10 protein-coding genes are annotated in these 22,578 nt (G+C 67.2%); 5 read left to right on the top strand and 5 right to left on the bottom strand.

What is annotated here, in order from left to right; genetic code table 11:
• Positions 1 to 364: 364 nt before the first annotated feature.
• Both IU452_RS25920 and IU452_RS25915 read right to left on the bottom strand, forming a co-directional pair.
• Positions 365 to 3,622, bottom strand: coding sequence for a type I polyketide synthase (locus IU452_RS25920; RefSeq protein ID WP_195111788.1), 3,258 nt, complete (start codon positions 3,620 to 3,622; stop codon positions 365 to 367).
• Positions 3,623 to 3,642: 20 nt separating this feature from the next.
• Positions 3,643 to 9,294 carry a type I polyketide synthase gene (locus IU452_RS25915; RefSeq protein WP_195111787.1) on the bottom strand — a complete coding sequence of 1,884 codons (5,652 nt, stop codon included), beginning with the start codon at positions 9,292 to 9,294 and terminating at the stop codon, positions 3,643 to 3,645.
• Positions 9,295 to 9,854: 560 nt separating this feature from the next.
• On the opposite strand from IU452_RS25915, the gene IU452_RS25910 reads away from it, so the two are divergent.
• From IU452_RS25910 to IU452_RS25895, 4 genes are all read left to right on the top strand, one after another.
• Positions 9,855 to 12,317, top strand: coding sequence for a hypothetical protein (locus tag IU452_RS25910; protein WP_195111786.1), 2,463 nt, complete (start codon positions 9,855 to 9,857; stop codon positions 12,315 to 12,317).
• Between the two features lie 30 nt (positions 12,318 to 12,347).
• Positions 12,348 to 12,620 carry an acyl carrier protein gene (locus tag IU452_RS25905; protein ID WP_195111785.1) on the top strand — a complete coding sequence of 91 codons (273 nt, stop codon included), beginning with the start codon at positions 12,348 to 12,350 and terminating at the stop codon, positions 12,618 to 12,620.
• On the top strand, positions 12,620 to 14,956 hold the full coding sequence (locus IU452_RS25900; protein ID WP_195111784.1) for an MMPL family transporter: 2,337 nt from the start codon (positions 12,620 to 12,622) through the stop codon (positions 14,954 to 14,956). The genes IU452_RS25905 and IU452_RS25900 overlap by 1 nt, the downstream gene beginning before the upstream one ends.
• A 110-nt stretch (positions 14,957 to 15,066) precedes the next feature.
• Positions 15,067 to 18,123, top strand: a complete 3,057-nt coding sequence (locus tag IU452_RS25895; protein WP_195111783.1) for a tetratricopeptide repeat protein — start codon at positions 15,067 to 15,069, stop codon at positions 18,121 to 18,123.
• 301 nt (positions 18,124 to 18,424) lie between these two features.
• On the opposite strand, the gene IU452_RS25890 is transcribed toward IU452_RS25895, so the two are convergent.
• The gene (locus IU452_RS25890) at positions 18,425 to 20,206 is read right to left on the bottom strand and encodes an AMP-binding protein (protein ID WP_195111782.1); all 1,782 of its coding nucleotides are present in this window, start codon (positions 20,204 to 20,206) and stop codon (positions 18,425 to 18,427) included.
• Between the two features lie 493 nt (positions 20,207 to 20,699).
• On the opposite strand from IU452_RS25890, the gene IU452_RS25885 reads away from it, so the two are divergent.
• A complete protein-coding gene (locus tag IU452_RS25885) occupies positions 20,700 to 21,059 on the top strand; it encodes a hypothetical protein (RefSeq protein WP_195111781.1) in 360 nt (119 codons plus the stop codon).
• Positions 21,060 to 21,070: 11 nt separating this feature from the next.
• Here the strand turns inward: IU452_RS25885 and IU452_RS25880 are convergent, their stop codons facing one another.
• Positions 21,071 to 21,877 (bottom strand): hypothetical protein, encoded by an 807-nt coding sequence (locus IU452_RS25880; RefSeq protein ID WP_195111780.1) that lies wholly within the window; start codon positions 21,875 to 21,877, stop codon positions 21,071 to 21,073.
• The gene (locus IU452_RS25875) at positions 21,877 to 22,200 is read right to left on the bottom strand and encodes a hypothetical protein (protein ID WP_195111779.1); all 324 of its coding nucleotides are present in this window, start codon (positions 22,198 to 22,200) and stop codon (positions 21,877 to 21,879) included. The genes IU452_RS25880 and IU452_RS25875 overlap by 1 nt, the downstream gene beginning before the upstream one ends.
• Positions 22,201 to 22,578 lie beyond the last annotated feature (378 nt).

Here is a 22,578-nt window from a genome sequence, read left to right as displayed (position 1 = left end):
CCGGCGGTCCGGCAAGGTGCATGCAGCGCAGAATCACGCGGAGCTGGAAACGGATACGAGTAGTCCGAAGTCGGACTCGCGGCCCAGGCAGCAATGCGACAATCGGCAGAGGGGGCACAGCGCACCGCAATTGAAACATTCGCCTTTAGGATTAGAAGGCTTCTGAAGCCAAAGCGCCGCCCCGGCCCATAGTGTGACATCCGGCATTCTCCGATGTCAACGGCGGATGCTATCGGCAGGCCGACTTCAGCGAACCGTCGGCTCCTCCAGCGCAGGACCTCCAGCAAACATCTGATGCCGATCCGCCTACCAGATGAAGGGGGGACACAGCTTTTCTCTGGCTATTGGAGCCTGTGAGAACCATTCATCTGATGCTTCGGAGCCATGCTTCGATCGCGCGGGCGGTGCGGTCGGCGTGTTCCTCCAGGATGGAGAAGTGGTCGGCGGCCACGTCCATTTCGTGGTCGGCGGCATACCCGCGCGGGTGCGGAGGGGCGGGGGTGATGGGGACAGAGGCCCGCAGCGCCAGGGTTGGGGTGGTGATCGACGGAGGTTTCCATTCCTCGGATAGGCGTACGTAGTTGGCCATGGCCAGGAGGTTGTCATCGGTGACGACACCGTCGGGGGTGTGGGCCAGGACCTGGTGCATCGCCCAGAGGAGGGTATCGGGTTCATTGCCGGGGCCGGGATCGAACGTGTCGATCATGACCAGGCGGGCCGGCGCCGGACCGGTCTGCTCGAGATGTGCGGCCACCGAGTGCGCGAGGATGCCACCGGTCGAATGCCCGAGGAGGACGAAGGGAGTGTCGCGGCAGATCGTACGGATGCTGTCGGCGATCGCTTCGATTGCCACCTGCCAGGAGACCGGCTGCGGCGAACCGGGTTCGAACCCCGGGAGTTTCAGGGCGAAGGCCGTGGGTCGGTCGGTGAATGCCATGGCGAGACGAGTGAACTGGTGCGGCCCCGACCCGGCCAGAAACGACGGCACGAAGATCAACATGGGAGCCGCTCCGCTGGAGACGGGCACGGCGGATCGCAGCGGCGAGATCCGAGCGATCGAATCGAATGTTGGCTGATACCGGGCCGCGGCGACCAGCATCGCGACGGCGCCGGGAAGATCGCCTGCCGCGTCGGCCCGCCGCACGAGTCCGGTCAGGGTGCCGCCCTCGGATCCGACGACGGGATGCGGGGTTTGCGGGCGCGGTGAGCGCACGGAGTCCGTTGGGCCCAACCAGAAGCGGCGGCGCTGAAAAGGATACGTGGGCAGGTCGATAGGGGGATTCGCTTGCCGTGCCGGGAATATCCGATGCCAATTTACTCTGGCTCCGCAGGCGTACGCCGCGGCGACGGCTGTCGTGATGTCCTGCGCTCCGTCGTGGTCGAACGGTGCGAAACCAGCGATCACAACCGCCCTACCGGGGCCATCGGTTTCGGTGAGCATCCGGATGATTCCGCCGGGCGCCGCGGGCCGTGGGCCGAGCTCGATGAAGGTGCCGTAGCCGGAATCCACCAATGCGGCGATTCGATCCGGGTCGGATGTCGGCCCCTCGCCCGAGACCACCTCCCGCGCAGCCTCTTCCAGCGTGAGAGTCCCCTCGAGCACCCTGGCGGCGACCGCGCCCGCACCGGCGCCCACGACGGGATGCCGTCCGGGAAGATATGCCCACCACACTGCGGCCGACGCGACAGCGAGGGAGAACAACCCCTGCTGGACGACATCTCCGCGGTCGGGCGGAGGCGCCGAGGGGGTAGCGGTCACCACACCCATCAGGTCTACTCCCCCATGCGCGGCGACGGCCTCGGCACAGGCCCGGAATCGTTGGGCGAATTCCGGTGCGGCACCGAGCAGATCGGCCGCGGCCCGATGCCATCTCGCGCCGTCGGAACCGATGACGAACGCGACGCGGTGACCACCCTTGGCGCCGACACCGCGGGCGATGCGGTCTCGGTAGTCCGGCCGCGTCGGCGCAGGCTGCCCGGCGAGCGTGTCCAGAGCAGTCCGCAATTCGGCCCGACCGGTCCCGATGAGCGCCGCGCGGTGCTCCAGATGCGCTCGCCCGGTGGCCAAGCCATAGGCGATATCGGCCGGATCACGACCGGGGTGCGCATCCAGCCACGTACACAACTGCCGCGCCTGCGCGGCCAGGGCCTGCGCAGTCCGCGCGGACAGAGTCCATACCACCGGAGCGTCGGCAGGACGCACCGACATCGACGAATGCGGTTGCCGCGCCGACTGTTCGGCAGGCGCCTCTTCGACGATGATATGCACGTTGGTGCCACTGATGCTGAACGAGGAGACCCCGGCCCGACGCGGCCGTCCGCTCGGGTCCGGCGGCCACGGCCGCGGCTCGGTGAGCAGCGAGACCGCACCACTGCCCCAATCCACCTTGCTGGTCGGGGCGTCGACGTGCAGGGTCTTCGGAAGCGTGTTGTGGCGCAGGGCCCCGATGGCCTTGATCAGTCCGGCGGCGCCCGCGGCTGCCTGTGTGTGCCCGATATTGGATTTCACCGAGCCCACCCACAGTGGCCGATCCGGGGAACGGTGTCGGCCGTAGGTAGTGAGCAAGACATTGGCTTCGATCGGATCACCCAACGTCGTTCCGGTACCGTGCGCCTCCACCGCATCCACATCACCCACACCCAACCCCGCATCCGCCAAAGCCGCCCGAATCACCCGCTCCTGAGACGGCCCACTCGGCGCAGTCAAACCATTACTCGACCCATCCGAATTCACCGCCGAACCCCGCAACACCCCCACAACACGATGACCATTCCGCCGCGCATCACCCAACCGCTCCAACAACACCAAACCCAAACCCTCCGACCACCCCGTCCCATCCGCACCCTCAGCAAACGACTTACACCGCCCATCCGGCGCCAGTCCCCGTAATCTGCTGAACTCCAGGATCACCGCGGGTGTCGACATCAGCGTGACTCCCCCGGCGACCGCCAGATCACTCTCACCGCGCCGCAACGACTGCATCGCCAAATGCACCGCCACCAACGACGAAGAACACGCCGTATCCACCGTCAACGCCGGACCCACGAAACCGAACGCGTACGCGATCCGCCCCGACATGATGCTGCCCATGGTCCCCAGACCCCACCGGCCGCCGAGGGCGTCCGCATGTTGGATCGAGATATAGGTGTAGTCCTGAAACAGGGATCCGGTGAATACTCCGGTCGCGCTGCCGCGCAGGGTCGTCGGGTCGATTCCGGCGTTTTCGAACAGCTCCCAGGTGGCCTCCAGCAGCCATCGCTGTTGCGGATCCATGGCGGAGGCCTCCCGCGGGTTGAGGCCGAAGAACCGCGGATCGAAGTCGGCAATCCCCGAAACGAACCCGCCCGAGCGCATGTAGAAGGTTCCCTTGTGGGCCGGATCCGGATGGTAGAGATTGTCCAGGTCCCAGCCGCGGTCGCGCGGGAAGTCGCCGATGGCGTCGCGCCCCTGCGCGACAAGCTCCCACAACTGCTCCGGCGAGCGCACCCCGCCCGGGTAGCGACAGGCCATTCCGACCACCGCGATCGGTTCGCTGCCACGCCGGTTCTCTTCACGCAGGCGCGCATTCTCCTTCATGGTCGCGCGCAACGCGCGAATCAGCCCATCGGCGTCGACGGCCATGGCAGACAACTCCTATCGAGTCACTCGTCGGTCAACGCCAATCGGATCAGGGACTCGGCGTCCATGGTCTCCAACTCGTCCGCGGTGGGACCGTGGGCGGCGTCGTGCCCCGGTTCCGCGGCCGCCGACCCGAACAGCTGATCGTTCAGATAGTGAGTGATCGCCTCCGGAGTGGGATAGTCGAATACCGCCGTGGTCGGAATGGCAAGGCCGGTTCCGGCATTCAGCCGATTGCGCAATTCCATGGCACCGAGCGAGTCGAAGCCCATATCGGTGAAGGCGCATTCGGGATCGATCGCCTCGGGGGACGGGTAGCGCAGCACGGTGGCGATCTCCGCACATATCAGCCGCTGCAACTCCGGCACTCGTTCGGTCTCCGGCAACCCCGCCAGCCGCCGACGGAACGTGCCCGCCGTGGGTTCGGGTGCGGGAATCAGATCCGAGAGAACCGGCGGCAGCGCGTCACCCAGGTTCCGCAGCGCGGCCGTATCCAGCCGGATCGGGATCACGACCGGTTCGGTCGCGGTGGCCGTCGCGTCGAACAACAGAAGTCCGTCCCGGCGGCGGATTTCCAGCACGCCGACATCGGCCAGCCGCGCCTTGTCGGTCGCGGTCAGTTCTCGGCTCATGCCGCTCGGCTGTGCCCACAATCCCCACGCCATCGACACCCCGGCGAGCCCACGATGGCGCCGCCACGCCGCCAATGCGTCCAAAAAGGCGTTCGCGGCAGCGTAATTCGCCTGCCCAGGTGTGCCGACGACACCGGACGCCGAGGAGAAGACGACGAACGCCGCGAGGTCCAGATCCGCCGTCAGCTCGTGCAGATGCCATGCCCCGTCGACCTTCGGGCGCAGCACCTGGTCGTGCCGCTCCCGGGTCAGCGATGTGACGGCGTCGTCGGAGACGACACCGGCCGCATGGACGACCACACGCAGGTGATGCTCGGCACGAACCTTCGCGATCAGCTCCGCCACCTGGGCACGGTCGGCGACATCGCAGGCCACGATCTCGACGGCGGCGCCCGACTCGGTCAACTCGGCGGCGAGTTCCCGCGCTCCGTCGGCCTCCGGTCCGCGGCGGCTGACCAAGATCAGCCTGCGCACCCCGTGCTCGGTAACGAGATGCTCGGCGACCAGGGCACCGAGCCCGCCGGTGCCACCGGTGATCAACACCGAGCCGTCGATCCCCCGCCACGGCGGCGGTCCGCCCGGTACTCGCATCGGGCGCAGCCGCGGCACCAGCACCGTGCCGTCCCGCACGGCGAGCTGCGATATCCCCGCGCCGACAGCACATCCGACGGCGTGGACATCGATGGGCCCGTCGACGTCGGCGAGTGCGAACCGATTCGGATGTTCGGTCTGCGCGCTGCGGACCAGACCCCACACCGCGGCGACCCGGGGATCCGGCGCCTCGCCGTCCCGGGCCGACACCGCACCGCGGGTGCCGACCACCAAGCGCGCTCCCGCGAACCTGGTGTCGGCCAACCATTGTTGGACCAGCCGCAGGGTGCGATGGGTGACCGCGGCCGTCTCGCCGGGCACGTCCGCCGCGTCGACGTGGACCGCGAGATCCTCGGCCGGATCGACGAGCACCAGACTCGGGACGGTCGCGCCGCTATCGATATCCGACAGCAGACCCGCGAGGTCCGGATAGCGGCGCAGGTCGAAGGCGGACACCGTCGCCGCGGTACCGACCACCGCGATAGCGCCCGGCACGGAAGTGCTTGCGGGCTGCTCGATTTCGTTCCAGCGCCAGCAGAACAGCGAGTCCGATGTTCCCCCGTGCGCCGCCGCGAACTGGGTGAGCGAGACCGGACGGCCGATGACCGAATCGATCGAAGCGACGACCTCGCCCGATTCGTCGGTCGCGATCATCCGTACCGCATCCGTTCCGGCCGGAGTCAACCGGACCAGCAGCGATTTCGCGGAGCGGGCCGTCGGCAGGATCCGTACCCCGGACCACGCGAACGTCAGCCACACCACGTCGTCGTCGTCCTGTTTCTCCAACAACGCCGCGTGGAGGGTGGCATCGAACGTGCCGGGGTGCAGCAGGAACCCATCGGACCGCTCGTCGGTGGGCTCGGGCTCGATCCTGGCGAACAGCTCGTCGGGGCGCCGCCACGCTGCGCGCAGCCGCTGGAACCGCGGCCCGTAGCCGAGACCGCGCTCGGCCAGCCGGGGGTACAGTTCGGTGAGATCGACGGCGACGGCGTCGTCCGGCGGCCAGCACGAATGGTGTTCCACCGCACCGGAATCGGCGGTCAGCGTTGCCGTGGCGTTGCGTATCCATCCGTCACCGGCGTTGGAGTGCAGGGTGAACGACCGTCGGCTCGAACCGGACGGGCTCAGGCGTACCTGCACCGCCACCGCCCGATCGGCCGGCACCAGCAGCGGAGCCTCCAGCATCAGCTCGGCGACCACCGGAAAGCCCGACAGGCCGCCGAGATGTGCCGCCATCTCGGCCACCGTCGCGCCCGCGACGATCGTGTTCCCGTACGCGGTGTGATCGGCCAGCCAGGGCTGCCTCGCCTGCGACCAACTGCCCACGAACAGCCACCCGCCTTCTTCCGGCAGTTCCAGCGCACCGTCCAGCAGGGGGTGAGGCGCGGGTGCGACACCGCAGGCGGCCGATATCGCGTTCGCGGGTTCGATGTCGATCCAATACCGTTGCCGCTGGAACGGATACGTGGGCAGGTCGATCCGCCGTGCGTCCCCGGGCAGTGTCGCCGACCAATCCACGCGGTGGCCGCCGACGTACGCCTGTGCCAGCGCGGTCAGCAGCGTGACGCCCTCGGGTCGGCGCCGCCGCAGGGTGGGGACCACGACGGCCGAGCGTCCCGCCCCTGCCAGACAGTCGCCCGTGACCACCGACAACGCGCTACCCGGCCCGACCTCCATGAAGGTGTCGACCCTGGCGTCGGCGAGCCAGGCGATACCGGCACCGAACCGTACCGTGCCGCGGACGTGGCGCACCCAGTACTCGGGGGTGCCGAATTCCCGGGTCGGTGCGCCCGTCACATTCGACACGATGGGGATACGCGGTGTGTCGGCACGGACCTTCGCCGCGATGTCGGCGAACTCGGCGAGCATCGGATCCACGAACGGCGAATGGAAGGCATTGCTGATATTGAGCCGTTTGGTGCGTCTGCCCCGCTCCGCCCACCGTGTTTCGAGGGCGACGATCTCGTCGTATGGGCCCGAAAGAACCACCGCCGCAGGGCCGTTCACGACGGCCACGGCAATCCGACTGTCCGAGCCGGTGAGATCCGCGCGGATCTCCTCCTCGGACGCCGCCACCGCGACCATCGCCCCGATCGGCGGCAAGGCCTGCATGAGCCGGGCCCGTGAGGCCACGAGCAGGCACGCATCGGGCAGGTCCAGAACGCCGGACACGTGCGCGGCCACCAGTTCCCCGATGGAATGCCCGATCAGATACGACGGTCGGATCCCGAAGGATTCGATGAGCCGATACAGCGCGACCTCCACCGCGAACAGCGCCGGCTGGGTGTAACCGGTCTGATCGAGCAACTCCGGTGTGTCCGCACCCGCGATGACCGCTTCGAGCGGATGATCCAGATGGCGGTCGAATTCGGCGCAGATCTCCCGATACGCGGTTGCGAAAACCGGGTACAGCCGGGACAGTTCGGCACCCATCCCCCGGTACTGCGTGCCCTGCCCGGGAAACATCACCGCCAGTGTGGAGCGCCTCTGCGGGCGGATACGGCCGGTGGTCACGGAGGCGGCGGCACCACCCTCGGCGAAAGCATCCAGGGCGGTGCGCAATTCGGCCCGACCGGTCCCGATGAGCGCCGCGCGGTGCTCCAGATGCGCTCGCGCAGTGGCCAAACTGTAAGCGATATCGGCCGGATCATGGCCTGGATGCGCATCCAGCCACGTACGCAGCTGCCGGGCCTGCGCGGCCAGGGCCTGTTCGGTTCGCGCGGACAGAGTCCATACCACCGGAACGTCGGCAGGCCGCTTCCCCGTCGCCGAATCCGGTTGCCGCGGTGGTTCTTCGACGATGACGTGCGCATTGGTGCCACTGACGCCGAAGGCGGATACCCCGGCCCGACGCGGCCGTCCGCCCGGGTCCGGCGGCCACGGCCGCGGCTCGGTGAGCAGCGAGACCGCACCACTGCCCCAATCCACCTTGCTGGTCGGGGCGTCGACGTGCAGCGTCTTCGGAAGCATGCCGTGCCGCATGGCCATAATGACCTTGATCAGACCGCCGACACCGGCGGCGCCCGACGTGTGCCCGATATTCGACTTCAGCGAACCCAACCACAGCGGGCGGTCGGCCGGACGCTCGCGGCCGTAGGTGGTGAGCAGGGCGTTGGCTTCGATCGGATCACCCAACGTCGTTCCGGTACCGTGCGCCTCCACCGCATCCACATCACCCACACCCAACCCCGCATCCGCCAAAGCCGCCCGAATCACCCGCTCCTGAGACGGACCACTCGGCGCAGTCAAACCATTACTCGACCCATCCGAATTCACCGCCGAACCCCGCAACACCCCCAAAACACGATGACCATTCCGCCGCGCATCACCCAACCGCTCCAACAACACCAAACCCAAACCCTCCGACCACCCCGTCCCATCCGCACCCTCAGCAAACGACTTACACCGCCCATCCGGCGCCAGCGCCCGTAGCCTGCTGAACTCCACGAATGCGCTCGGTGTCGTCATCACCGTGACTCCCCCGGCGACCGCCAGATCGCTCTCACCGCGCCGCAACGACTGCATCGCCAAATGCACCGCCACCAACGACGAAGAACACGCCGTATCCACCGTCAACGCCGGACCCACGAAACCGAACGCGTACGCGATCCGCCCCGACACCACGCTGCCCGTCATTCCCAGACCCCACCGGCCCTCGAGCCCGGCCGACGGCGACCGGGTGAGGTAGCCGTAATCACCGCTACAGGCGCCGAGGAATATTCCGGTCGCACTGCCACGCAGGCTTGTCGGGTCGATTCCCGCGTGCTCGAGCAGCTCCCATGTTCCCTCGAGCGGCAGCCGCTGCTGGGGATCCATTGCCACCGCATCCTGCGGGCCGATCCCGAAGAACTGCGCATCGAAATCCGCCATCCCGGAAAGGAATCCACCGGAGCGGGTATAGCTCGTGCCGAGGTGGTCCGGATCGGGGTGAAACAGCTGCGCCAGGTCCCAGCCGCGGTCGCTCGGGAAGTCGCCGACGGCGTCCCGCTCCGCGGCGACCAGCTCCCACAACTGCTCCGGCGACCCCACCCCGCCCGGGTAGCGACAGGCCATTCCGACCACCGCGATATCCGTCTCCGAGATGACCGGAGCAGGTGGCACCGGCTCTGCCGCAGGCGATTCCGCAGCGGTCTCCAGGTTCGACTCGATGCTGCGGAGCAGGTAGTCGGCCACCGCGGCGGGACTCGGATGATCGAACAGCATGGTCAGCGGCAGATCGAAACCGCAGGTGGCGGCCAATTGCTCGGTCAGGGTCAGGCCCGCCAAGGAGCTGAATCCATAATCACGGTACGTCCGGTCCGGCAGCACCTCACTCGGCTCACAGCCGAGTACGGCGGCCGTCTCGGCCAGCACCAGATCCAGGCACAGCCCGTACCGCTTCGACCGGTCCGTGGCCGCTACGCGTCGCACGAACTCCGACTCCGATGCTGAGATATCCGTCAGGCTGGTCATGTGTCGGCCCTCTCGATGAAGTTCGCCCCCCGGATTCGAGTTCTCGCAATAGGTGCTGGCAGGTCCCGTGCTCGAGGAATTGGGGCGGCGATTCGTCGGTCATCCCAGCCGACAGCGAGCCATGTCGCGCAGGCGGTGACCATGGGTGCCACCTTGCGAGACGACTACTTCGAGCCCCGAGAGTCATCACTGATCAGCCCCTAGCCCCTAGGTTAGTAGGGTGCGGAGGCGAACTCGGGGTGTTTGAGCCCAACTGTTTTCGGGCCCGGATAACCCACGCCGTTCTGCAACGATCTTGAAAGCAAGTTTTCTACCGTGTTGCCTATTTTCGAATTTTCATGTCCACGGTGTCCGAGGATCCATCCCGTCACCCTTGGGCAAATACGGGATTCGACCGGATCAGAAGGCCGAGGGGAGCCTGTGACAGGCGCCCGCTGTCGTTGCTATCGGACGGTTATCTTTCTCCGGTCATTCGCTGTGAACGGCCCTAGACAGCCGCGAGATGTCCAGCGGGACGGTCCTTTTGACTTGATCTCGATCCGGCTGGTTGACTCGTACCGGTGGGGCAGTCGGCAGGGAGCGGGCACCGGAACCGGCTCGTCGTCGTGGTGAGCGACGAGGAAAAAGTCGGGAGTGCCGCCGCGCGGGCAGTGGTCGACCTGGCCGGAGAGCGAAATTCGCGGGCGACCAGGCCACCCGCGGCCCAGCCGGATAACAGCGACTATCTGGAAGTACTCACGCGGGCCCGCCGATTTCTCGGCCGGGCGACTCCGGACGATGTGTTCCTGCTCGTCGAGGCACCCTCGCTCGCACAGCTTCCGGCGGCGATCAGCGCGGTCCTCGGCGCGGATTCGGCCGTGCTGACATTGCTCATCGTGGACCACCGCGATTATCGCTATCCAGTCACCAGTCCCGGTGTGCTCCAGGACCAGCTGACCGAGCTGGCCGCCGTGCTGCCCGCCTCGATCGAGTTCGAGGTGTCCCCGAGCTCCGTTCAGGTCTACACGGAACCTCACCTCGACCCGTTCGTGTCGCTGGAGTGCTTCACACCCCGGTGGCCGCCGGAACACGAGTGGATCATCGTCGCCGATATCGCGTGTGCCGTCGTCGATTCCGTGCAAGCCCACCGCACCAAGAGGTTCCGGCCGGACCTCGGTCCGAGCGCGGTGGGCGGTGCCCTGGCGGAGTTCCTGGACAACGAGGCGGGCACCGAGTGGGGATTGCACTACTTCACCGGGTCGGTTGTCGCATCGCTCATCGACGATCTCGCCGACCATGCGCGGCGGAATGGTAATCCGGTGGTCCGGGGGCCCAGCGAGCACAGTCTCGCCTGCTCGGCGCTGGCCCGCTGGACGCTGGACCACGCGCCGTTCCTCATCGTGGTCACCAGCGGCATGCACGACGAATTCCGCGGCACCCTGGCCAATCTCGTGCGCGCCCGGGCGCCGGGATTCATCGTCTGCGCGGATTCACGGCTGGGGCAGTGGTATCCGTTCCAGGGCACCATCCACCACCATGAGGACTCGCGTGCCGCCTTGCGGGCCAAGGGGCTCGCCGTGGTTCACCTCGCCACGGCCGCCGACATCGCCGGTGGGCTCGGCGAGGCCTTCGCGCACTACCGAGACGGCCGCGGGCCGGTGATGATCCTCGCGTCGCGCGACGTGCTCGAGGCCGGCGGCGGTCTCGGGCCGGTCGAGATCGCACCGGCGGTCGAGCGCCCCCGGCCGCGGTCCCGGCTCACCATCAGCGCATCCGCGCTGGAGGACCTGATGAGCCTGGTGAATTCGGCGCCGAAGCGCCTGTTGTGCCAGCCGGCCGAATTGACCGACACCGGACGCGATCTCCTCTACACCCTCGCCGCGAACGCCGGTATCGCACTGGCCGATTCGCTGGCCCGGCCGGGTGCGGTCGGCGCCTATCATCGTGGCGCTCCGGTCCGCGAATTCCTCGGCACCATGAGCTTGTACGGCTCCTCCGCGCGAGTCCACGCCTACCTGCATTCCGACGGCCGCGTGCGACCGGCGAGTGAACAGGCCCTGCTGTTCGTCGAGACCCCGATCCCCGAGCTCGACACCCCGTTCTCCGAGCCCACGCTGCGCCGGATCGCCCCCGCGCAGATCATTTCGGACGACCGCGATCGGGCGCCGTTCGCGCGGATCGTCGTGACCGGGCACGTCGAGAAGGTGCTGCTCGCCGCCTTGGACCGGCTCGAGGTGGACCCGGCGGTGCTCACCATGCGCCGCAGGGCCATCGACTCCACCATCGACTCGCGCTCGGATGTCATCGGGCTGCTGCCGATTCGGCCGATGACGACCAACTACTTCGCGCGCCGATTCCGCGCCGAACTCACCCGGCTCATCGAGGAGGACGGCTACACCTACGTCGGGGTCTACGACGTCGGCCGCACCGGGTTGTCGACCATCAGCAATCTGCCGAGGACCGGAGTCGGCTATTCGGCATGGTTCGGCCGGGCGCTGATGGGCGACGGTGTGCAGGCGCTGCCCGGCGTGCTCACCCGGCGGAACACGAACGTCCTGGCCTTCGTCGGCGACGGATCCGCCGCCTTGACACCGGACATCGTGCCGACGCTGATCCAGCAGGTCGTGGTCGACGGCTCGCCGTTCCGGCACAACCTGAGCATCTTCCGATTCGTCAACGGGTCGCATTCGGTGATCCGCACCTACCGCGAGAGCCACCGCCTGTCGGCGGTCGGCACCCAGACCGGCGTGCTGACCTTCACCGGGCCCGAGTGGGAACGGTCGGTGGGTCCGCTCACCCTGCGCCACCGTCACGTGTTGTCGTTCGACGACATCGATGTCGCCCGTCTGCCTCGTCCCGAGACCATCGACCTGTATTCGGTGATCCTCGGCCATAACAACGAGGGCGACGGACTGAGCCCGCTGTCGGCCCTCAGCTGGCAGAGTGACGAATTGTCCAGCCGTGCACTGGCTGTGGCCGGTGTGCTGCCGAGCAGCAGGCGTGATGATTACCCCACCGCCGCCCGCGCCGACCGAGGAGGATGACAGCCGCGTGGCGAAGACCGAGGAGGAATCATGGATCGCAATCTCATTCGCGAGCGGGTCGTGGCGATGCTCAGCGAAACTCTCGAGATCCCCCAGGAGGAACTGAGCGACGAGCAGATCGATCTGCGAGACGATCTCGGTATGACCTCCATCGACTTCGTCGACCTCATCGAGCTGCTCGAAGGCCATCTGGGGCGGACCGTCAACCCTGAGGAGCTGGTCGACGTGCGCACCATCGGCGACGCCGTCGATCTGGTGATCGCGCTGTTGTCATCGGACACCATCGCGCCCGGAAACGCCTGATGCCGGGTCGGCCCGGCACCGCACCCGCGGCGCACGATTCCGAGGGCGGCGGACCTTCCCCCGGCTTCGGTCGATCGGGCTGGCCGACGGCGGTGTCGAACTTCGCCGAGCGCCACAGATGGCGGATCCTGGTGGTCTGGGTGCTCCTGCTCGGCATCGGTGCGGTGAGCGCGGCTTCGGTCACCGGAACATTGCGCAGCGGTGGCTGGGACGTCGCCGGGTCGGGAACGGTCGCGGTGCGCGAACTCCTGGCCGAGGGGTTGCACGGACGCGGGGCGACCACGGCCGTACTCGTGGTCCACGATCGCGAGAACACCGCTGATTCCCCCGCATTCGACCAGCGCACTCGCGAGGCCTTCGAACAGGTGCGCTCCGATCCCCGGCTGCGCGTACAGAGCAGTTTCGGATGGAGCACGCTGTCACCGCTGGCCAGGGGAGCCTTCCTCGGCAAGGACCGCGCGACGGTGGTGACCTCCATCGGATCCGGGCTCGGCGATGACGAGGCGACCAAGGTTCTGCCCGCGATACAAAAGGATCTGGTCGATCGCTTCGAATCTCGCGGACTCGATGTCTCGCTGGTGAATGTGCAGGCCTACCAGGGCGCGATCAACGAAGACTCGGCGATCAGCATGATCCGCGCCGAGGCGATCGCCCTTCCGCTCGTCGCGCTCGTGCTGCTGTTGCTGTTTCGGAGTGTGGTCGCCGTCTGCGCCGCGATGGCTGCCACGTTGACCGTCGTCATCTTCGGCCTCGGCATCGTCGGTGCCGTCGCCCGGCACGTCGAGTTGTCCATCTTCGTCCAGAACGTCGTGCTCATGCTCGGGATCGGCGTCGGGGTGGACTACTCGCTGATCATGATCAAACGCTTCAAGGAGGAACTCGCCGCCGGGCAGCCGGTGCGCACGGCCGTCCCCATCACCCTGGCCACGGCGGGACATACCGTCATCGTCTCGGGCGTGACGATCGTCGTCGGCGCGACGGCGCTGTACGTGGTGCCGTTGAATGCGATCGTGTCGATCGCCGCGGGTGCCGCACTGGTGGTGGCGCTCGGGGTGCTGGTCTGCATCGTGCTCATGCCGGTGCTGCTCCACCTGCTCGGCGACCGGATCAACCGGGGCGCCGTGCGGTTGCCCGCCCGGCTCGGCGGCACGGAATCGGCCTCCGACGCCGAACTGGCCGAGAACCGCTGGTATCGGACCGCGCTGGGCGTGATGCGGCGGCCGGTGATCTCCTTGACCGCGGGGGCCGCCGTTCTCGTGCTGCTCGCGATTCCGGCGCTGAACATGTCGTTGTCGGTGCCGGACCCGCGCATGCTGCCGGCATCGTCACCGGTACGTACCGGCTTCGAGTACGCCGCCGACCAATTCGGGCCGGGCGCCACGCTGCCGATCCAGGTCGTCGTCAGCACCCCGGCGCCGCTGGCCGATCCGGTCGTGGCGGACGAGCTGACCCGCTTCGTCGACGATGTCGCGGCACTGCCGAACGTGCAGACGGTGAACTCGGCGATGACGGTGCTGCGGCAGGTCTCGCCGACGAATCCGTTCGCCGCCCTGCAACCGGCGGCGTTCGATCGGCTGCCGTCCGACGCGCAACAGGGTGTGCGGTACTTCGTCCCCGCCGACGGGCACCTGTTCGTCGCCGAGATCGTCACCGCACAGCCTCCCGCCGATCCGGCGACGCGGGAGCTGCTGGGCAAGGTCGTCGACCGGGCTGGGCAGCTGCCGCCACCGCTGACGGCCGACGTGGGTGGTCAGACCTCCCGCGCGGAGGACGTGAACCAGGTGATCGCGGACAAGCTGGTACTGGTGCTCGTTCTGATGCTGGCCGCGGTGTACATCGTGCTGTTGTTGTCGTTCCGTTCGGTGTTCCTGCCGCTGAAAGCGATTGCGATGAACCTGCTTTCGGTGGGAGCGATATTCGGCGTGCTGGTGATGATCTTCCAGTACGGGTGGCTGCACGACGGGGTGTTCGACCACTCCGGTTATCTGGTCTCCTTCGTCCCACCGCTGGTCCTGGCCATGATCATCGGCTTGAGTACCGATTACGAGGTGTTCCTGTTGAACCGGGTCCGTGAGGAATACCTGGCGAGCGGGGACAATCAGCTCGCCGTGGCGCGAGGTATGGCCCGCACCGCACCGCTCATCACCGGCGCCGCCATCCTCATGATCGTCGTGTTCGGGGCGTTCGGGCTGGCCGGAAACATGATCATGCAGCAAATGGGTATCGGCCTGGCCGTCGCCGTCGCACTCGACGCGACGCTGGTACGGATCGTCATCGTGCCCGCGGTGATGAAGTTGTTGGGCCGATGGAACTGGTGGCCGTCCGGGAGGCCCTGAAGCATTACCAAGCCCTCTTGCAGGTTGCCGGACGAACCAGTCAGGGGCAGAGTGGTTCATGAACAGCAATGACCGTGATAGGGACGCCTGTGTCGTCAAGGTTCTCCGGGATGTCGGCCGAGACGGTTGCCGCGACGTCTGGATCTCGCGGCGACCGTAACTCGGCGCGGGCTCTGTTCGCCACCAAACTCGCAACGCTGTGCGCCGCCGCCGGTAATCCGACGCTGGAGCGCATTGCGGCAGCGGCGGCGGCCCGAATGCGGGCCGCCAACCCCAGAGGCTCCCGTCGCGGTGTGTCGCTGCAGCGGATCAGCGATTGGCGGGCAGGCCGCAATGTGCCGGCGCGATTCGAACCTCTCGTGCCGGTGCTTCTCACGCTGATCGAATCGGCCGAGGCCGGGCCCACCCCCCTGCCCCGGGACCTGGCGGACCTCGAAATGTGGCGCCACCTGTGGAAAGCTGCCCGCACGGAAGTGGATTCGGCACGACTGCAGGCCCTGCCGACCAGAACCGGCCGCCATGGCACGGTCGGTGCCGCCGCGGCCGCGCCCCGGCCGACGGTGACGACCGCGCTGCGACGCGACACCCACACGTTCGTGGGCCGCGACGCCGAGTTGCGACGCATCCTCGATGCGGCGACGCCGGGCCGGGTCGTGTCCATTCACACGGTCGACGGCATGCCCGGCGTCGGCAAGACCGCGCTGGTCACCCGCGCGGCGCACCTGTTGTCCGACCGGTTCCCCGATGGCCGCTTCTTCGTCGAATTGAACGCCTACACCCCCGGGCAGGCCGCGGCCGATCCCTTCGACGTGCTGGCCAGGCTGCTCACCGATCTCGGCATCGGTCCCGGCCATATTCCCAACTCACTCGACGGGCGCCGAGATCTGTGGCGAGACCGTGTCGCCGATAAGCGGGTGTTGCTGGTGCTCGACGACGCCCGCGATCTCGCCCAGATCGAACCGTTGCTCCCGGCCGGGCCCGAGTGCCTGACGTTGATCACGAGTCGCCGCCGCCTGGTCGCCCTCGACGGCGCTCTGCCGCTACCGCTGGACATGTTGGAACCCGACAACGCCGCGGCCCTGTTCTGCCGTCTCGCACAACGCACTCCGACCGGCAGCGAGGCCGCGGCGGTCGCCGAGATCGTCCGGCTGTGCGGGTACCTCCCCCTGGCGATCGTGCTGCTGGCCGGCCGCCTGGCCCACCACCCCGCGTGGACCATCGCCGACCTGGCCGCCCAGTTCGCGACGGCCCAGGACCGGCTCGGCGAGCTCGATGTCGGCCAGCGCGCGGTCCGCGCCTCCTTCGGCATGTCCTACGACGCGCTGCCGCCGGAGCGGCAACAGTTGTTCCGCCGATTGGGTCTGCACCCTGGCACCGCCTTCGACGCCTATGCCGTGGCCGCCCTGAACGACATTCCGGTCGACGCGGCTCGTCGCGACCTCGAGGCCCTGTACACCGAGCACCTGATCGACGAAACCGCGCCCGGCCGTTACGGTTTCCACGATCTGGTGCGCGAGTACGCACGCACGGTGGCCCACGAGGACCCGCCCGACGACCGCGCCCGAGCCGTCGACCGGCTGCTCGGCTACTACGAGACCACCGCCGGCATTGCCGTACGCCCGCACCGCGCCGCCCAATCGTCGTCCGACTCCCCGTCCGGGCCGGCACCGGACCTGTCCACCTATGCCTCGGCCCTGGCGTGGATGCGGATCGAGCGCGCGAATCTGTTGGCCTGTCTGGAATACGCCGCGTCGAACGACCAGCTGTCTCATGCGGTTGCACTGACCAACGCGCTCGCCGACGAGCTGCGCCTGCACGGCCCATGGCAGAACGCCGTCGAGTTTCATCAACGCGCGGCGGTCGCCGCGGACACGATCAACGACCGCACCGCCGGAGAATTCCCGCTGCGGGATCTCGGTTCGGCGGGATATCTCACCGATGACTATTCGACCGCGGCCGAACTGCTGCAGCGGGTCATCACGCGCCACGGCGAGATCGATGATCCGGCCGACCGAATCTCCGCCCTGCGAACCCTGTCCCGGGTTCGGTATCTGGCCGGTGACTTTGCGGTAGCTGCCGATGTGCTGGAACAGGTGCGGGCGATCTGTGACGAGATCGGCGACCGGGCCGCCGAGGGGTTCACTCTCAAGGGCCTGTCCTGGGTGCGCCATCTGATGGGCGACTACGCGGCCGCGATCGATCTGGCACAGCGGGCGCTGACCATCTTCACCGAGGTCGGCAACCGCTACGGTGCGGCCGGCGCGCTCCAGAATCTGGGCTGGGTGCGGTGCCTGATCGGCGATTATTCGGCCGCAGCGGATGCGTTGCGGCAGGCGGCGATTCTGTACCACGAGACGGGCCGCCCGTCCGACGAGGCCTATGCCCTCATGGGAGAGGCCTGGGTGTATCACTCCTCCGGTGACTACCCGACCGGATACGAGCTGATGGAGCGGGCGCTGGCGATCTGCCGCGACTCCGGCAACCGTTCGAGTGAGGCCTTCGTTCTCAACAACATGGGGTGGGTGCGGATGCTGACCGGCGGCTATGACGCCGCAGCCGAGGTGATGGAACTGTCCGCCGAGATCTACCACGACATCGGCAACAGTGCGGGTGAAGCCTCCGCCCTCAACAACCTGGGCAGGGTGCGATATCTGACCGGGGAGTACACGCAGGCGGCCGATCTGATCCGGCACGCGCTGGCGATCTACGAGGAGACCGGCAACCGGCTCGGTGAGGCCGAGGCGTTGAGCAACCTCGGTTGGGTGTACTGCCTGACCGGAGACCACCCGGCCGCCGACGATCTGTTGTGGCGAGCGTTGGCGATCTCGCGGGAAATCGGCCATCGCTACGGCGAGGTCGAGGCGCTCAACCGGCTGGGTGCGCTGTCGGCCGAATCCGGGGATCCCCAGCAAGCCTTGGAGATCTACGGTGACGCGCTACGTCTTGCACGCCGCATAGACGATTTGCTGCAGCAGGCTCGGGCGCTGGACGGATCTGCCCGGTGCCGGGCACGCCTCGGCGACCGGATGACCGCAAAGATCGAGTTGAAGGAGGCGCTGGCGATCTACCAGCGCCTCGGCACCAGCGAAACCGAGTCCGCCGCGGCATATCTCTCCACGCTCGTCGTTCCGGGATGCAATAGTTCCGGTCCGGAAAAATCTTCGTAGGCCGCTGACCTGGGAATTCACAGCGTACGGCGGCCGTAGGCCGTAGACGCGTCCGCCTGTCTGCTCGTAACTTGAACAGTGCTCAGCCGATTGGTCTCGAGCCGGGCGCCGGAGACCAGCCACCTCACAGCTGCGGTCGAGGGGTGCGCCGCTGCATATGACGGTCCGCCCAGACGCATCGTCGGTGCGGCCGAGGGGGGACGCGCGGGGGGCGCGGGAGAGGAGCTCTGCTGAGCCCCGTCGGAGCTCCTCTACCCGACTGCCCATCAAGAACTCGACCGGCGGTCCCGCAGCGCCCCTGTCACGCCGGGGTTCGAGGTGTAATCCCTTGGTGCCCAACCGTTCTCGCCTCCGGGCCGCCGCCATCCCAGGACTCCCGCAGCGGCGAGCGAGCGCCGAGATGGCACACCTTTGCGGTGATGGCACCGGTTTCCAGCAGCCGCCACAGCTCGACCCGCCTGGGTTTGCCGCTGGTGGTCCGCGGCACCCCTCGCGGGGGCATCACGGCCAGCGCGGCTCGATCGGACGGCAGCCCCAGGCGGTTCAGTGCGGCCAATGCCGCCTCCACCCGTTCCGGTGGCACGCTCTGATGGAAGATCAGCAGCGCGGCCGCCGCACCGGGTTCGTCGAGATCTCGCAGGATCGCGATCACCTTGTCGTGGGGCAGATCCAGGCGATCCGCCACCGCGATCTCGACATCCTCGGCGGTGAGGATGTTGCCGTTGATCTTCACCGAATTGCCCATCCGCCCCAGCACGTACACCTGACCGTCACACAGGAAGCCGAGATCGCCGGTGTAGTGCCGACGGCGGCCGTCGGCAGGCCGGGCGGGTGTCTCGTCTCGCAGGTATCCACTGAACATCGCGGGTGATTCGACAACGAGTTCGCCGATCCGGCGGTCCGGTAGCAGCTCGCCGTTCTCGTCGGCCACCAGGATGCGAGCACCCGGCAGCGGCGCGCCGCAGCCGACCACCCGCACCTCATCCGGGCCCGCCGCGATCGCGCTGTCCAACGTCTCCCGCGCCAGCACCGAGACTTCGCCTCCGTGGCGCAGCTTCGTTCCGTCCACCAGCAGCGCGTGCGGCGTCTCCTCGGGGCCGGAGGTGGATACGCCGACGGTGGCCTCGGCCATGCCGTAACCCGGCATCAGGGTCTGCGGGCGCAGCCCGAAGGGCGCCAGCAGTTCGTACAGGGCCCGCAGCACACCGAGATTGATCCGGTCCGATCCGATGGACAGCGTGCGCCAGGTCGAGAAGTCCATGCCCGTCAGGTCGTTCGGCCGCACCAGCCGCACGACCCGCTCCAGCGCGAAATTCGGTGAGCCCGAGTGGTTCACGCCGTGCCGACCGAACATCTCCAGCCACAGCAGGGGCCGCCGGACGAACTGCTCGGGCCGCAACAGCCAGAGGTTCCTGCCGTGCGCGACCGGCGCCACGAGGGTACCGATCAGACCCATGTCGTGGTGCATCGGCAACCACGAACCCCACGAGTCGCGGTATTCGTCCAGCCCGATGCGGAACGCCAACCTCATCATCTCGATATGAGCGATGACCGCATCGGCGCTCAGCCGCACCGCATTCGGCGAGCTCATCGAGCCCGAGGTGAACTGGATGATCGAGATGTCCTCGCCCAGAGCGGGATCGATGGTGGCGTCGGTACCGTCCGCCACGGCCTCGGACGTATCGAGCCGCACCGGTTCCCGCCTCGACCAACTCGGCCAATCGGGCAGGACGGCAAAGGTCGAGGCCTCGGCGACCACGGCCCGGGGGTCGAGGACGCGCAGCAGCGCCGCCACATGTTCCGGATAATTCGCGGTACCGTGCAGGCCCGGCGGAGCGATGACCGTCGGAATCGCCCCCATGGCAAGCATTCCGTAGAAGTAGCGAACGAAATCCAGGCCGGTGGGCAGGATTATCGCCACCCGATCGCCCTTGCGAATCCCCGTGCCCCGCATCAGAGTAGCTGCCCCGAGCGCCTCACGCGCCAGTGACGGATAGCCGGTCGGCACCCACTGCCGCCCCTCGTACAGTCTGAGCGCTCCGTCGGGATTCGGCTCCACCAGCCAATCGACAATCGACTTCATGAAATCCCCTCGGCAACAGGGGCTTGCGCCCGCGATGCACGATAGCGATGCTGGATCAGAGCCACCGGATCGACGACGGTCACCACGGCGCTGATACCCCGGTGATCGATGAACTCGATGACAATGGTAGCCCCCGACACAGTCCGATGTCGGCGCGACTCCGGTCACCGGACCGGATTCCGGACCGGAATCCGGAACCGCACCGGGTCCGCGAGCATCGATGTAACAGGTTCTAGAAATTCGGATTACCCGCCATAAAGTTTCAGCAGGCCAGGGCCTCGAGCCGTTCGAGAATCGCTCGGTAGTCCGACCCGTCGCATGGCGCCGGCACGGCCGAGTGCCAGTTCGACGCTTGTTCGGCCCGCGTTCCGACGAGAAGATGCAGGCAGATGGATGTGTGGCGCCGCGGGGAGGCGACACCACACGGATTGACACCATCTTTCAGAACGCGCGTTACCTGCATCCGGGTGCGCGAACGGCGACGGGAGGGCCAATGGTGGTGCTGTCCAACGTAGTCTCGGTGCTGCTCATCGCAGCCGTGGTCGCGGCATGCTGGTGGCTTGCGCACGACACCGATCAATTCGACGAAGCCGATCTGCCACCGCAAGACGTCTGCAGCCGCTGCCTGCTCGACGGTATCGATCAGCCGCCGCCCGGCACCCCACCCACCTGCCGACACCGCTACCACCCCGGCCCCGCCGGCCCACCCACCGAAAGACCCCGAACCCAGAACACAATCGCCGCCGATAACACCAACACCCCGACACGGCCAGTTTTAGACATCGAGCTGAACCTACCCGCGCCCGACGAACTCACAGACGGTTCGCACACGCGCTTCAGACCGATCCGCTGACGATTCGTACCTCAGCGAGTGGCGCTTCCGTTGTCGTCGTTACGGCCTTCTGTCTCTGGCATGGCCGGATCCGCCGCAGTCTCGTTCGGAGGAATTCTTCCCTGACGAGCGTCGAGGTCTCGCAGCTTCTCAGCCATTTCTCGAAGGAGAATCCGTGACTCTTCGCTGAGATCCCGGGCGGAAGCCGGGCGGCGGTGTGACAAGGCGGTGTCATCCGATGGGATCGGATAGCCGCGCTCGCGAAGAACCCGATCGGCGTATGCATCATCGGCAAAGTATTCCGGGTCGACCCCGAAGTACTCCGCGAACGCCCTGACCGTCTCTTCGGAAGGTGCACTGCCCCACCCTCTCCGCAGACGGTCGACACCGCCCCTCGTTGTGGGATGGCCACGGGCCGTCAGGGCAGCGGCGACTCGACCGTTGACGGCGGCCCACTCCGGGTCCTGTGGCATCGTCGGGCGGGTCGAGAAAGTGGCGCCGATCAATTCGTTCAGCCGTCTTGCGAAACGACCTTCCCCGAGGTAGCCCGGTTCGACCACCCGTTTGGCTGGGCTGTCGTGCAAATCCTGCTCACCGGCAACCGCGTAGTTCCTGTCCGACGTCTCGGTAACGGTGAGAGGGCCAGTCGCACCGGTGGATTCACTTGCCCTGGTTCGATATTCGTCGTTTGCCTCATGGACGAAGGCAGGTGATGTCCCGGCAAGGGCCGACAGCAGACGACGGCGACCGGTCCGTGGGTGCCGGGCAGGTTCGGTGAACGCCGGCGTCGAACCAGCCAAGGCAGCCAATAGGCGCCGCCCGAAAGCTTTGTGCCGCATCACTTCTCCCCCAGCTTCGGATCATCCTCACCCGGCAGGAGCGTCTGAACATAAGCGGATACCTTCTTCACGATTATCGGTGCGGCCGCGCCCACACCGAAGGCGATCAGGCCGCTCGAAATTATCGGCGTGGTGGTCAGGGCCGCGGTTGTCGCCGTTGCGATGCCCAGATGAACGAGTATCGACACCGCATACACATCTCCGCCCGGCCCGTTCGGCTCCTGCCATGGCCATCCCTTCACACGCCTGCTGGCCTCCAGATACACAACGCCACAGTTGGCGCAAGCACCCAGGAACCCCCACAGCGTGTACAACCACGACATCCCTTGACGATACGTCCGCCGACCATGCCCAGCCACTGAATCAAGTTCCGCCACTGGGGAGTTGCATTCGGAGCGTGCGCAGGCGGTGCGCACACTCCGCGCGGAATTGCTCGGTTTACGCTCCGATCTCCATGAGCCGGGTGGCACCGGTGCGGCGAGTGATCCCGTCGGCGAGCAAGCACCTGACTATAGTTTTCTACTGGCGGGACGGTAAGGTTGCCAAGATCGAGTCGTTCATTTCAGACGTCGAAATGCTGAACGCTTCTTTTTCTGATCCAAGCGGTGACCAGCACGGATGCGCGTGTCGCTCGCGATTTTGATCCTCCGGCGGAGGTAGTACTGGCGTTCCCAGGAAGAACTGTCCCTTTCCTCCGGCTC

Origin of the sequence: Nocardia transvalensis, assembly GCF_015477765.1 — a bacterium.
Taxonomy (GTDB): Bacteria; Actinomycetota; Actinomycetes; order Mycobacteriales; family Mycobacteriaceae; genus Nocardia; species Nocardia transvalensis_A.
Note: the sequence above shows the minus strand (reverse complement) of the source record. Positions and strands in the feature narration are given on the sequence as shown.

What these genes read in the sequence shown, in the direction of transcription:
- IU452_RS25905 (WP_195111785.1), top strand. Translation starts at nt 12,348, where the DNA reads ATGGATCGCAATCTCATTCGCGAGCGGGTCGTGGCGATGCTCAGCGAA.
- IU452_RS25920 (WP_195111788.1), bottom strand. Translation starts at nt 3,622, where the DNA reads ATGGCCGTCGACGCCGATGGGCTGATTCGCGCGTTGCGCGCGACCATG.
- IU452_RS25890 (WP_195111782.1), bottom strand. Translation starts at nt 20,206, where the DNA reads ATGAAGTCGATTGTCGATTGGCTGGTGGAGCCGAATCCCGACGGAGCG.
- IU452_RS25875 (WP_195111779.1), bottom strand. Translation starts at nt 22,200, where the DNA reads ATGTCGTGGTTGTACACGCTGTGGGGGTTCCTGGGTGCTTGCGCCAAC.
- IU452_RS25915 (WP_195111787.1), bottom strand. Translation starts at nt 9,294, where the DNA reads ATGACCAGCCTGACGGATATCTCAGCATCGGAGTCGGAGTTCGTGCGA.
- IU452_RS25900 (WP_195111784.1), top strand. Translation starts at nt 12,620, where the DNA reads ATGCCGGGTCGGCCCGGCACCGCACCCGCGGCGCACGATTCCGAGGGC.
- IU452_RS25895 (WP_195111783.1), top strand. Translation starts at nt 15,067, where the DNA reads ATGTCGGCCGAGACGGTTGCCGCGACGTCTGGATCTCGCGGCGACCGT.
- IU452_RS25885 (WP_195111781.1), top strand. Translation starts at nt 20,700, where the DNA reads ATGGTGGTGCTGTCCAACGTAGTCTCGGTGCTGCTCATCGCAGCCGTG.
- IU452_RS25880 (WP_195111780.1), bottom strand. Translation starts at nt 21,877, where the DNA reads ATGCGGCACAAAGCTTTCGGGCGGCGCCTATTGGCTGCCTTGGCTGGT.